The sequence below is a fragment of the Lysinibacillus sp. NPDC093712 genome, from assembly GCF_050280025.1.
Taxonomy (GTDB): Bacteria; Bacillota; Bacilli; order Bacillales_A; family Planococcaceae; genus Lysinibacillus.
Window position 1 is genome coordinate 17,479 of the sequence record NZ_JBNNUU010000017.1, and the last position, 13,475, is coordinate 30,953.

At 38.4% G+C, this 13,475-nt stretch carries 8 protein-coding genes, 1 rRNA gene, 1 pseudogene and 1 other annotated feature; of the genes and pseudogenes, 1 reads left to right on the forward strand and 9 read right to left on the reverse strand.

Annotation, left to right across the window (positions count from 1 at the left end; genetic code table 11):
- Positions 1-118 precede the first annotated feature (118 nt).
- From ACQKNX_RS25410 to pdxS, 5 genes and pseudogenes are all read right to left on the reverse strand, one after another.
- Entirely contained in the window at positions 119-1,693 is a 1,575-nt protein-coding gene (locus ACQKNX_RS25410) for an amidohydrolase (protein ID WP_427431315.1), read from the reverse strand.
- A 318-nt stretch (positions 1,694-2,011) separates the two neighbouring features.
- Positions 2,012-3,346 (reverse strand): sigma 54-interacting transcriptional regulator, encoded by a 1,335-nt coding sequence (locus ACQKNX_RS25415; RefSeq protein ID WP_427431316.1) that lies wholly within the window; start codon positions 3,344-3,346, stop codon positions 2,012-2,014.
- Positions 3,347-3,569: 223 nt separating this feature from the next.
- Positions 3,570-4,850 (reverse strand): serine--tRNA ligase, encoded by a 1,281-nt coding sequence (serS, locus tag ACQKNX_RS25420; RefSeq protein WP_340821499.1) that lies wholly within the window; start codon positions 4,848-4,850, stop codon positions 3,570-3,572.
- A 78-nt stretch (positions 4,851-4,928) separates the two neighbouring features.
- Positions 4,929-5,145: a binding site (T-box leader), on the reverse strand.
- A 48-nt stretch (positions 5,146-5,193) separates the two neighbouring features.
- A pseudogene (pdxT, locus tag ACQKNX_RS25425) lies at positions 5,194-5,657 on the reverse strand (pyridoxal 5'-phosphate synthase glutaminase subunit PdxT).
- A 1-nt stretch (position 5,658) separates the two neighbouring features.
- Positions 5,659-6,543 carry a pyridoxal 5'-phosphate synthase lyase subunit PdxS gene (gene pdxS / locus ACQKNX_RS25430; RefSeq protein WP_427431317.1) on the reverse strand — a complete coding sequence of 295 codons (885 nt, stop codon included), beginning with the start codon at positions 6,541-6,543 and terminating at the stop codon, positions 5,659-5,661.
- A gap of 105 nt (positions 6,544-6,648) precedes the next feature.
- Between pdxS and ACQKNX_RS25435 the strand changes: the two genes are divergently transcribed.
- On the forward strand, positions 6,649-8,079 hold the full coding sequence (locus ACQKNX_RS25435; RefSeq protein WP_427431318.1) for a PLP-dependent aminotransferase family protein: 1,431 nt from the start codon (positions 6,649-6,651) through the stop codon (positions 8,077-8,079).
- Positions 8,080-8,096: 17 nt separating this feature from the next.
- Here the strand turns inward: ACQKNX_RS25435 and asnB are convergent, their stop codons facing one another.
- From asnB to rrf, 4 genes are all read right to left on the reverse strand, one after another.
- Positions 8,097-9,938, reverse strand: a complete 1,842-nt coding sequence (asnB, locus tag ACQKNX_RS25440) for an asparagine synthase (glutamine-hydrolyzing) (protein ID WP_427431319.1) — start codon at positions 9,936-9,938, stop codon at positions 8,097-8,099.
- Positions 9,939-10,042: 104 nt separating this feature from the next.
- The gene (locus ACQKNX_RS25445; RefSeq protein WP_427431320.1) at positions 10,043-11,374 is read right to left on the reverse strand and encodes a D-alanyl-D-alanine carboxypeptidase family protein; all 1,332 of its coding nucleotides are present in this window, start codon (positions 11,372-11,374) and stop codon (positions 10,043-10,045) included.
- Between the two features lie 140 nt (positions 11,375-11,514).
- The gene (gene guaB, locus ACQKNX_RS25450; protein WP_427431321.1) at positions 11,515-12,978 is read right to left on the reverse strand and encodes an IMP dehydrogenase; all 1,464 of its coding nucleotides are present in this window, start codon (positions 12,976-12,978) and stop codon (positions 11,515-11,517) included.
- 403 nt (positions 12,979-13,381) lie between these two features.
- Positions 13,382-13,475, reverse strand: a 5S ribosomal RNA gene (rrf, locus tag ACQKNX_RS25455); the annotation flags it as partial.

Consider the following 13,475-nt stretch of genomic DNA (forward strand, 5'->3'; position numbering starts at 1 on the left):
CAAAACTTATGAGGTACCTTTTTCTTTTCTATGATTATGGGGATGGCGATATATATGAAATGTGTCGTAGCAGCGACAACATCTTCATAACAAAATAATAGGTTCATGCTAGCAAAAATTACTGTTTAAAAACACACTCGCCTTCAATATAAGTAGCAAGTGGCTTCACATGCATAATCTGGTCTTGTGATATTTCACGAAGGTCTTCCGCTAATACAAAGAAATTCGCTTCATAACCCTCTTTTAGCTGACCGACCTTTTCCATACGTATCATCGTTTTCGCATCCGCCGTATAAAGCTGTAATGCTTCTTCTACTGAAATACGTTCTGCGGCACCTAAATCTGTACCATCATATGCAGTACGTGTAACAGCTGCCTGAATCGTTACGAAAGGATTGGCTGCTTCTGCCCAAGATGTCGCAGGTGCGTCAGATGATAAAGCTGTAGCAATGCCTTGCTGTAAAAATGTTTGCACACCATATAACGTTTGCGTTTTCTCTAGGCCGAGATTTTGTAAGTAGCTTTCAATTTCACAAAATAAGAAGATTGGCTGTGGCACAAAGCCGATGCCCCATTTTGCTGCCTTCTTCAAGGCGCTCTCTGACGGCATTGCAGCATGTTCGATACGGACAGATGGCGCATCTGTTAACCACGCTTGTTCTTCATAGAAAGTATCAACAATTAAGTCTATAGCCCTGTCGCCCATTGCATGAACGACTAATTGAATACCATGCTTCCTTGCTTCAATAGACGCGGCTAAAAGTTCCTCTTTTGTCGTCATGGCAATACCTGTTTCAGAACTGTTTAAAAATGGTTCAGAGACAAGCGCTGTACGTCCTGATACACTACCATCCGAAAATAACTTAATTCCGCCTATATATGCACCTGCTTGGCGATCTATATTTTCTTCTACTAATAAATCATGCTTTTGTATATCATCCCATACATAATTAACAGCGACACGTTGCTTCAAACCTTTAATACGCGCCTTACGATATATGCTTAAATAATCAAGCGGACTTACCGTTGCCATCATTTCTGTAATACTTGTTACGCCATAGGAAGCTAAAATATGAGATAGTTTCACAAGTCTTGCTACAATTTCATCTTCAGATGGTGATGGTAAATGTTGTAGTACTAAATTGCGCGCATTTTCACGTAGCACGCCTGTCGGCTCACCGTTTTGGTCTCGGTCAATTTGTCCACCTTGCGGATTAGGCGTGTCCTTTGTAATACCTGCAATTTCTAGTGCTTTACTATTTACAGAAATAATATGTCCACATGTACGCATAACGATAACTGGTAATTCTGTTGATGCACGATCTAAATCTGCCTTTAGTGGTGCACGTTTCTCAGCCAGCTTTCCTTCATCGTAGCCCCAGCCTAAAATCCAGCCACGTTGACTAGCATCGTAATTTTGCAAAGCTACAATCATTTCTTCGATTGAAAGAATTTGTGGTGGTAGGCAAGCTACTTGCTCAAGTACATCCGCCAACATTATTGGATGCATATGCGCATCGATAATACCTGGAATAATAACTTTTCCTTGTAGGTCTATAATTTCTCCTTCATATGAAGGCATATCTTCTTCTAAACCTAGCCATTGAATCTTGCCATCAGCAATCACCATTGCAGTAGCAGATTGACATTCGGAATTGGCTGTATAAATTTTTGCATTGCGAAAGATTTTCATTATTTTTCAACTCCTATTTCTTCAACACCAAGGTCGTTTTCGTTAGGTCGTCGGTTTTCACTACTATATGTAATAAAGCACCTACTCAAAAGCTGATGGGATGCATAATACAAGCGAATCCACTAGACTGTAGTAGGATAAAAGTTAGTGAGAACTGGCATGTTAATAGCAAGTTTTTAAATTACTTATGTTACAGGCGAACAATACACTGTCCCTTTAAACATCATCAAAATTTACATAAGATTTATCTAAATCATAAAAAACTTTTAGCAATGAAAAAAGGAGATAAATTTTTATCTCCTTTTTGTAAAAAAAATTTTACAACAACTCATATTTTAAACATTTATATTTAAGTAGCTGACGTGAGATGCCTAAACGGCGGGCTGTTTCTGCTAAGCGCCCTTCTGTTTCACGCAATTTTTCAGCAATAATTAGGCGTTCATAAGCTTCTGTTAAATCCCTTAAATGTCCTGAATGGATATTAGGCATGGACGGCTGAGCTTTTTGCTGCACCATTCTTACGATGCGCTCTGGAATATGCTCCAGTAAAATTTCTTGTCCTGTTAAGTTGTTATAGGCCGTTTCTAGCGCATTTTTTAGTTCACGCACATTTCCTGGCCAATGATATTCATAAAATAATTGAAGTACCTCTTCACTATAACGAACATCTTTTTGAATTGTATGCTCATTATAAAATTGAATATAAAAATCAAGAATAGCAGGTATATCTTCTTTGCGCATATGAAGCGGTGGCAAATCTATTTGCATAACGTTCAGACGATAAAACAAATCCTCACGTAATTTTTTTTCTGCTAAAAGTTTATCTAAATCTTCATTGACCGTTGTAATATATCTAATATCTAACGGCTCCCCATTCAGCGTTTTCAAATCTACCGCATGCAGTAATTTTGCCTGTAATGATAAATCCAGCATATTTAACTGATCAATAAGTAAGGTGCCCCCATTAGCCTCCTGCAGTTTTCCTTGTTTTCCTTCAGCCTCGATACCGTAAAGCTGTGAAAAAATATTATCCTCTGTCAATATGGAACAATTGAGCACAATATACGGCTTCGTAAAACGCTCGCTTTCATTATGAATACCTTGCGCTATAATATCCTTCCCTGTACCTGTTTCCCCTGTAATCAGAATAGATGAATTTTTCTTTGCACCACGGCGAGCCTTCTCAGTTTGAGCTTTCATTTCTGCATTCACAGAAATTAAATCTTCTAAACGGTAATTTGTATGGTTATCTCGGTATAATTTATGTCCGAGGAAATGATCCAAATATTTTATTTGTTTACTCTCATAAAAATGCTTTGAAAACTCAATAGCGCCAATAATTGCTCCATCTTCGATAATCGGATAGGTTGAGCTTAGCGATGTATAACTAAAGCCATTTAACGTCGTCAGAACCTGTTCAAAATAAATGATTGGTTCCCCTGTTTGCAGTACTTTAAAAATTGTACTTGTTTCAGTTGATAAATTTTGATAGCTATCAGTCACGGTTTTTTGGAAAAATTCATCTGGTGTTAAACCAATCTCTAACAATATATTTAAATCTGCTAAATCATAAAAAATTGCGCAGCCTTTTTCATCGGTAATTAACACATTATCAAACTCTCGTAATGCTTGTGTAAATTGATGTAGAACCATGAATTTTCTCCCCCCTTGTCCCCATGAATTATACTCATTATAACGAATTTTCTAAAATAATGAGAGATTAGAGCGCTAAAAAAGCAAAAAAAAGCTATTTTAGAAAATCTAAAACCAGATTAACTAAAATAGCTTAGCGTATTGTCTTTGCTTTTGCCTGTGGAATTACTACATTTCTATCAGTAGAAGCTTGTAATTACGGATCTGTGACCACAGTAATTTGTTATTTTGGCGCAATCACTGTTTTTCCGCCCATATAAGGAACTAATACCTCTGGAATCACTACACTTCCATCGGCTTGCTGATAGTTTTCAAGGATAGCAGCCACTGTTCGACCAATTGCAAGACCTGAGCCGTTTAATGTGTGCACGTATTCTGGTTTTGCATTTGGCTCACGGCGGAAACGAATATTCGCACGGCGCGCTTGGAAATCCTCAAAGTTTGAGCAAGAAGAAATTTCGCGGTACATATTTTGTGCCGGAATCCAAACTTCTAAATCATATTTTTTCGCAGCTGTGAAACCTAAATCAGCTGTACACATTTTTAATTTACGGTAAGGTAAGCCTAATAATTGCAGCACTTTTTCAGCGTGACCAGTTAATAATTCTAATTGCTCATAAGATTCTTCAGGTTTAACAAAACGTACTAATTCTACTTTATTGAATTGGTGTTGGCGAATTAAGCCACGTGTATCGCGACCTGCAGAGCCCGCTTCTGAGCGGAAACAAGCACTATATGCTGCAAAGCCCTGTGGTAAAGCTTCAATAGGGAGAATTTCATCGCGGTAGAAATTCGTAACTGGTACTTCTGCTGTTGGAATCATAAAGTAGTCTGTATCATCTACTTTAAATACATCTTCCTCAAACTTAGGTAGCTGACCTGTACCCGTTAAGCTGTCTCGATTCACAATAACAGGTGGCAGCATTTCTTCATATCCATGCTCTTCTGCATGTAAATCCATCATAAAGCTCATTAATGCACGTTCTAAACGAGCACCTAAGCCACGATAGAATAAGAAACGGCTTCCAGTTACTTTTGCACCGCGTTCAAAATCGACAATTTGTAAATCTGTTGCAATATCCCAATGTGCTTTAATATCGAAATCAAAAGTTGGTACTTCGCCCCAAGTATATTCCTCAACATTATCGTCTTCAGTAGTACCAACTGGCACAGATTCATGTGGAACGTTTGGTAAACGCATCATCATATCTTTAAAACGATCTTCTACTTCATTTAGCTGTGTATCTAACTCTTTAATTTCATCGCCAACCTGACGCATACGAGCGATTACTTCATCAGCATTTTCTTTATTACGTTTCATAACAGAAATCTGCTCAGACACTTTATTTCGTTCAGCTTTAAGCTCTTCTGCCTTTGCGATTAATTCGCGACGCTTCGTATCTAAAGCTTCAAAATCATCTAAGTTTCCTAAATCCTCGTTACGTGTTAATAGCATTTCTTTAATTTCCGCAAAGTTATCACGGACGCGTTTAATATCTAACATCGTTCATACCTCCAGTAGTAGATTTCATAATGATGGGTGTTTTATTTATAATGGAACACAAAAAAGCCCTCATCCCATGAAAGGGACGAGAGCTACCCGCGTTGCCACCCTAATTGACCAGACACTTTGCCTAGTCCACTTATCTCATAACGGCATTTCAGCCGGCGACAGCCTACTTCATTTACTTCGACTGCGCAACTCCAGGACGGATTCACAAGTGCTTTTATCAGCTTCCACCAACCGCTGACTCTCTAAAAAAAACGTGCTTGTTACTACTTCCCATCATCGTGTTTACTTATTTAAATTTTATCCTACTTTACTATATGATTCGAGATTTTGCAAGTCACACCATAGACGTCACAAAATATTCGAGAATACGCGAATCTGTCGTTAGTTCAGGATGAAATGAACATCCAAGTAAATGCCTATCACGTGCTAGCACAATTTTATCTTCATGCACAGCTAACACTTCCACACCTTCGCCGACTGACACAATATGCGGTGCTCGTATAAAAACGGCAGCTATCGCTTCACCAATAGCTGGAACATCCAATTCCACTTCAAAGCTATCTACTTGACGTCCATACGAATTTCTAGCAACGACAACATCCATGACAGCTCTAGCAGGTCATAGCGATTTAGCAACTTGCGCATCGTCGTACTTTCTCCGCCAGGTAATACTAGACCATCAAGCCCTATTAGCTGCTCCTGATGCTTTACTAAAACCGTTTGGCATCCAAGTGCATCTAACATTTGTACATGCTCTCGAACAGCACCCTGTAATGCTAACACACCGATTGTTTTCATGTTACCAGCCTCGTTCTTGCATACGTTCACTTTGACTCAGCTGTGCAATATCAATACCCTTCATCGGCACGCCAAGCTCCTTTGAAATTTCTGCAATCAATTGATAGTCTTTATAATGTGTCGTTGCTTCAACAATGGCACGTGCAAATTTCTCGGGATTTTCTGATTTAAAAATACCTGACCCAACGAATACGCCATCGGCACCTAATTCCATCATGAGTGCAGCATCTGCTGGTGTCGCAACACCACCTGCTGCAAAGTTTACAACCGGTAAGCGACCAAGCCTTTTAATTTCTCGTAATAATTCAAAAGGAGCACCTAGCAATTTCGCTTCTGTCATTAGCTCATCCTCAGTCATTCCGACAACTTTTCGCACTTGCGCATTGACCTTACGAAGATGACGGACAGCCTCTACAATATTACCTGTACCCGGTTCACCTTTCGTTCGTAGCATAGACGCCCCTTCACCGATACGACGAGCTGCCTCGCCTAAATCACGACAACCGCATACGAATGGTACTGTATAATCACTTTTTAATAAATGAAATTCCTCATCCGCTGGCGTTAATACCTCACTCTCATCAATATAATCAACGCCCATAGCTTCTAATACTCGCGCTTCAACAATATGACCAATTCGTGCCTTTGCCATTACTGGAATAGTGACTGCTCCCATAACCGCTTCAACAATACGCGGGTCTGCCATACGCGCAACTCCCCCAGCCTTTCGTATATCCGAAGGTACGCGCTCTAACGCCATAACAGCTACAGCTCCTGCCGCTTCAGCAATTTTTGCCTGTTCTGCATTTATGACATCCATAATTACGCCGCCCTTTTGCATTTCAGCCATCCCACGCTTTACTAATTCAGTTCCTGTTTGCTTCATTGTTTTCTACCTCCACCTTTGTGATAAAATTTAGTATAATAGAAATTGACCACATCAAAATATTCAGTTTACAAAATAATTATAAGGTCAGGAGAATAATCGCCCATGGATATGCTCTTATTTCAGCTTGAAAAAGATGGTGGAAAACCGCTATATGATCAGCTTTATAGCGGTATAAAAGAAGCCATTACTACAAAGAAAATTACCGTTGGAGAAAAATTACCTTCAAAAAGAAAATTAGCAGATTTTTTAAATATTTCTCAAACGACTATTGAAATTGCCTATGCGCAGTTACTTGCTGAAGGTTATATTATGTCTAAATCGAGGGTCGGTTATTTTGTTGAGGAAATTGATGAACTTCCATATATTCAGCAAGACACATCCACATACCTAACAGAGCAGCCTCGGAAAAAATCATATTCCATTGATTTTAACCCTGGTTCCATTGATATTGATGCATTCCCATTTCAAACGTGGCGAAAATATGCAAAAGAGCTATTTGATGATGCCTCGAAGGAACTATTATTAACAGGTGAGCCACAGGGAGAATTAGCATTACGTACGGAGATTGCTAATTATTTATATCAATCACGTGGCGTTATTTGTAGCCCTGAGCAAATTGTTATTGGCTCCGGTACTGAACAATTACTTCCGATGATATTACGTCTCTTCAGTGAAGATACTTGCTTTGCGCTCGAAAATCCTGGTTATCCAACAGTGCATCGGATGTTTCTACAACATAAGCGAAAAGTTTGTCCAATCTCTGTAGATGATGAAGGAATACTTATTCAGGAATTAGAAAAAACAAATGCCAACGTTGTTTATATAACACCATCGCATCAATTCCCAACTGGCGCTGTATTGTCTGCGACGAGACGTGCACAGGCATTAAATTGGGCCGCTCAAAGCCCATCACGATATATCATTGAGGATGATTATGATTCTGAATTTCGTTATACAGGAAAACCAATTCCTGCTCTTCAAGCATTAGATCGCAATGACAAAGTCATCTATATGAGTACCTTTACAAAATCATTAATGCCATCTTTACGAGTTGCTTATTTTGTACTTCCACCAAAGCTGCTGGCTACTTATAATGACGTCTTTAATTATTATTCATCGACAGTACCTAGATTTGATCAGCACATTGTAGCCAATTTTATGCGAGACGGTCATTTTTCAAAGCATTTGAATCGTATGCGAAAAGTGTATCGAAAAAAGCATGAGAAGCTAACTACCATTTTAGAAAATTATTCTACTCAAATTAAAATAACAGGAGAGCAAGCAGGCATGCATATCTTGCTCAATGTTCAGCATGAATTATCCGAGAAACAATTACAGCAAAGTGCCAATGCTGCAGGAATAGGTATCTATCCATTATCAGATTATCGACTTGATGAAAATATAGCCTCACAAGCTCGATTTTTACTTGGCTTTGGTGGTATACCTGTGCATGAAATTGAAACATCTGTCGAGAAATTAATGAATTGCTGGGCAATACAACTTAAACAACCATCTACATCACGATTAAAGTGATAAGATGGTTGTGCTTTTTAACCATTTTCTTTTAGTTGAATATTATAATGCTTAAACCACGTATGAATTTGCCCTAAATAGGCTAAGAGTTGCGGACCAGCCATTAATTGTCCGTACCAAGGCACTTTAAATGAACTTCCTCCAGACTCAATTAACTCCACTAGTTTTTGTCGTTCAAAAAATTCATGAAGAACTGAATTTTTATCGTTTAATATTTCTTTTAACCACGTTTGAACACCTTCAGTATAAATAGGATGATACGTTTTCGGATATGGATTCTTTTTGCGATATAACACTTCCTCTGGCAATAAATGCGACATCGCTTTTCGAAGTAAGCCTTTTTCCATACCGTCTAAATTTTTCATTTCCCAAGGAATATTCCACGTATATTCTACAAGCCGATGATCTGCAAATGGCACGCGCACCTCTAGACTTGCGCCCATACTCATCCGATCTTTTCGTTCTAGCAATGTTTGCATAAACCATACCATGTTTAAATAAAACATTTCACGGTGCTGTGCTGCCTCTGAACTTTCCCCCTCGAGATAAGGTACTTCTCCAATCGTTTGATCATATACTTGCTGTGCGTAGTTTTCCACGTCTAACTTGTTGCGCCATTCCTGCCGTAACATAGCCGTTCTTTCTGGAAGTGATCGAATCCATGGAAAGCCTGTAGTCCTTTCTTTAAACCATGGATAACCACCGAATATTTCATCTGCACATTCCCCTGATAAAGCGACCGTAAAATCTTTTTTTATTTCTCGGCAAAACCATAGTAACGAGGAGTCAACATCCGCCATACCAGGAGCATCTCTGACAATGACAGCTTCTATTAATAAATCGATTAATTGTTGCTGTGAAATTTGCTCAGCATGATGCGTTGTATCAAATGAGTCGTTCATTTTTTTAATCCAATAAATGTCAGTTGAAGTTTGAAAAGCGTGTGGATTAAAGAAACGTTCGTTATCCTCATAGTCGATAGAGTACGTATGAAGTTTGCCTTTATTTTGTTGCTGGAAGCTATTTGCCGCAATACCGGTAATAATACTAGAATCTAAACCTCCAGACAGAAATGTGCAAATCGGTACATCTGATACAAGTTGTCGTTCGATAGCATCTGTCAGTAAATAGCGTACATGATCAATTGTCTCTTCCAAAGATTCTTCATGTTTTTTACTTTGAAGCTGCCAATATTGCCATATACGTACCCCGTCTCTTGAATACCTCATTGCGTATCCTGGCCGTAATTCATTAATATTATGAAATAGCGACTTACCAGGTGTTTTAGATGGTCCTACAGCCATTATTGTAGCAAGCCCTTCTGTATTAACAATTGGATGGACTGCTGGATGAGCAAATAGCGCCTTTACCTCTGATGCAAAAAGTAACCCTTCTTGCTGCTCCGTATAATACAAAGGCTTTACCCCAAGACGGTCACGACACAGAAAGAGTGATTCTGTTTGTTCATCCCACACGCCAAAAGCAAATATGCCATTTAAATAGTTCACACATTGTTCTTTCCATTCAATATAAGCAGTTATTAATACTTCCGTATCTGACTGAGTTGTAAAAACATGCCCTCTTGTTTGCAGCTCTTTACGTAATTCTTCTGTATTATATAGCTCGCCATTATATGTAATGGCATAGTTTACGCCATCATGTTTTTTCATCATCGGTTGCTTGCCACCTATTAAATCAATAACTGCTAACCGTCGATGGCCAAATGCAATATGTTCATTACACCAAGTATTTTCATCATCAGGGCCTCGTTTACTTAATGCTTGCGCCATTGACTTCATGATTTTATCACTTGTTCGTAAATCCTTTTTAAAGCTAGCCCACCCTGTAATACCACACATTTAGCCACATCCTTTCGCCTATTAGCGTATGCACATAGCCTGCAAAATGTGAAAAAGAACACGTTATGCTTTTTCAAACATAAACGTGTTCTTTATATTAGTTTTTAAAATAATCCACCAACAAAGTCAGTAATACCGCCCCATAAGCTGCCGAAGAAGTTACCGATACCTTGGAAGAATAGAGCTACGCCACTTGCACGTTCAACAGATGCTGTTGTCACGACGTCAGATGCAAATTCCTTGCCATCGATAAAGCCGTAATCTTTGCCTTCTGTGCGCTCAATAACGACTTTACCTACGACCGTATCTTTCTTAACTTTAGCTTCAAGGCTTTTTTTATCTAATACCAATTTAGGTTGATATAAATCTTTTTCAGAAGATTTCACCATAAATGAAATTGGTTCTTTTACAGCGATAGCTACTTTATCTTCTTTACCTTTTGTAACTTTTACAGTCTTTTGGTCTTTAAATTTATAGTTCGCTGGAATAATTTCATGTTTTGTAAATTGTGAAAAGCCGTAGTTAAATAATTTTGCTGTAGCATCAAAACGTGCTTTATATGAACCTTGTCCATTTGCATCTACAGCTTTCATTACAACTGCAATTAAACGTGTCCCGTTGCGTTCTGCAGTACCTGTGAAGCAATGTCCTGCAAAGTTTGTAGTCCCTGTTTTTAGGCCGTCTACGCCTTCATATTGGAATACTAGCCCCGGCAACATAAAGTTCCAGTTTGACATCTCAATTGCATCATCTGTACCTGCACGGAATGTCTTTTTTGTAATCTTAGATGTTTCTAAAACCTTTGGATGGTCTTTTAATAAATGATACGCTAATTTTGCTACAGACTTAGCTGGCATCACATTCTCGTCTTCTGGGCCAGTGCCTGCTGGATGCATACCGAATAAATCTGCATTGTTAAGACCAGTGGCATTTACAAACTTATAGCCTTCAAGCCCAAGCTCTTCTGCCTTTTTATTCATAAGTTTTAAAAACTCAGTTTCAGTACCAGCAATAGTTTCTGCAATAGCTACTGTCGCTGCATTTGCAGAATAGATAGCCATCGCCTCATAAAGTTCACGAATTGTATATGATCCGTCTCTTCGTAATGGTACATTACTTAATGCACGATTTTGAGACATGCGATACGTATAATCTGTAACATGATATTCTTGATCCCATTTCACCGTACCTGCATCGATTGCGTCCAGTAGTAGGTACTCTGTCATCATCTTCGTCATACTAGCGATACCTAGTGAAGTATCTGCATTTTGTTCATATAAAATTTTTCCTGAATCTGCGTCTATTAGAATCGCAGCATCTACTGTAAGCCCTAAATCTGTTTCCGCATTTGCTTTCGCAGGCATACCCGCGAATATACTAAATAATAGAACAGGAATTAGGAGCAAACGTAATACGGTGTTCATTGTTTTTTTCACCTTCATTGCCCTCCAAAAAATAATCTTGTCCTCGACATTTTATCATAGATATCACCCTACGTGCGCAATCTGTATCATAAAAAATGCCCCCGTGCCATCTTTGTAGACGATACGAGAGCATAAAAGTTGCTTGAAATTTATTACATTGAATAGTTCGGTGATTCTTTAGTAATTTGAACATCATGAGGATGTGACTCACGAAGACCTGCACCTGTCATACGAACAAACTGAGCTTTGTCACGTAAGTACTCAAGGTTAGGAGCTCCACAATAACCCATACCTGCTCGAATACCGCCTATCAATTGATAAACTGTATCTGCTAGAGGACCTTTATAAGGAAGTCGCCCTTCAATTCCTTCAGGCACTAATTTTTTTGCATCCTCTTGGAAATAACGATCTTTTGAACCTTTTTCCATTGCACCAATTGAACCCATACCACGATAAACTTTAAAGCGACGACCTTGGAAAATTTCAGTATCCCCAGGAGATTCAGAAGTACCTGCAAGAAGTGAACCAAGCATTACGATGTTACCACCTGCTGCAAGGGCTTTTACGATATCTCCAGAGTATTTAATACCACCATCAGCAATAATTGTTTTACCAAGCTCACGAGCTACTGTAGCGCAGTCATAAATAGCTGTAATTTGAGGTACACCTACACCTGCAACAACACGAGTTGTACAAATTGACCCTGGTCCAATACCAACTTTCACTACATCTGCACCAGCCTCAAATAGTGCACGAGCGCCTTCTCCAGTTGCTACGTTACCAGCAATGATTTCTAGTTCAGGGTATGTCTCACGGATAGAACGAATTGTTTGTAGTACGCCCTCTGAGTGACCATGAGCTGTATCGATTACTACGATATCCACCTGTGCTTCAACAAGCTTCTCAATTCGAACCATTGTATCTTTAGAAACACCTACTGCTGCGCCTACTAATAAACGACCATGTACATCTTTCGCAGCTTTCGGGAATTCAATTACTTTTTCAATATCCTTAATTGTAATTAAGCCAGTTAATTTACCATCTTCATCTACAATAGGAAGTTTTTCAATTTTGTATTGTTGAAGAATTTTTTCAGCATCCTCTAAAGTCGTTCCAATAGGAGCCGTAATCAAATCTTCTTTTGTCATTACATCTTCAATTTTTAAAGAGTAGTCAGAAATAAAACGTAAATCCCTGTTTGTAATAATACCAACTAGTTTTTGGTTTTCCATGCTATCAACAATTGGAACACCTGAAATTCGGTATTTCCCCATTAAATGTTCTGCATCGAATACTTGGTGGGTTGGAGTTAAGAAGAATGGGTTTGTAATAACGCCATTTTCAGATCGTTTTACTTTTTCAACTTGTTCTGCTTGCTCATCGATTCCCATATTTTTATGGATAATACCGATACCACCTTGACGCGCCATAGCAATTGCCATCTTAGATTCTGTTACTGTATCCATGCCTGCACTGACCATTGGAATATTTAATTTAATCTTTGGTGTTAGTTGAACTGATAAATCAACATCTTTCGGTAATACTTCTGAATGAGCTGGTACTAATAATACATCATCAAAAGTTAAACCTTCTTTGGCAAATTTAGATTCCCACATTTTCGTAACTTCCTCCTATAGTTAAAAGAATATTAATTGTAAGATTAACAACGAGTCATGCTACTGTCAAGAAACTTATAAAAGAAAGACAATTCAGATATTTTTATCTAGTAAAATTTATACCCTATTCTCCATTTTTAAGACCGATTTTCTATATTTAATGTATGATTTTTTCTATTTAATATATTTTACTTGTGAAAAACTAACTACCTTTAAAAGACTCTAATCCTTAATGATTAAATTTCAGATTACAAATATTATATTCTTCTATAAAAAACATTTTCACATATTATAACAAAAATAGTAGCAACGAGATTCATATTAAAGTGCTGACAAAGGGGATTGAAATTAATTTTCAACCCAAATATAAAAAAACAGCCAGCTATTGCTGACTGCTTTGTGTGCCTAGCGATGTCCTACTCTCACAGGGGGAAGCCCCCAACTACCATCGGCGCTAAAGAGCTTAACTTCCGTGTTCGGTATGGGAACGGGTGTGA

Coding starts and splice junctions, on each gene's coding strand:
- ACQKNX_RS25410 (WP_427431315.1), bottom strand. CDS start 1,693: ATGAAAATCTTTCGCAATGCAAAAATTTATACAGCCAATTCCGAATGT.
- ACQKNX_RS25415 (WP_427431316.1), bottom strand. CDS start 3,346: ATGGTTCTACATCAATTTACACAAGCATTACGAGAGTTTGATAATGTG.
- serS (WP_340821499.1), bottom strand. CDS start 4,850: ATGTTAGATATTAAACGCGTCCGTGATAACTTTGCGGAAATTAAAGAA.
- pdxS (WP_427431317.1), bottom strand. CDS start 6,543: ATGAAGCAAACAGGAACTGAATTAGTAAAGCGTGGGATGGCTGAAATG.
- ACQKNX_RS25435 (WP_427431318.1), top strand. CDS start 6,649: ATGGATATGCTCTTATTTCAGCTTGAAAAAGATGGTGGAAAACCGCTA.
- asnB (WP_427431319.1), bottom strand. CDS start 9,938: ATGTGTGGTATTACAGGGTGGGCTAGCTTTAAAAAGGATTTACGAACA.
- guaB (WP_427431321.1), bottom strand. CDS start 12,978: ATGTGGGAATCTAAATTTGCCAAAGAAGGTTTAACTTTTGATGATGTA.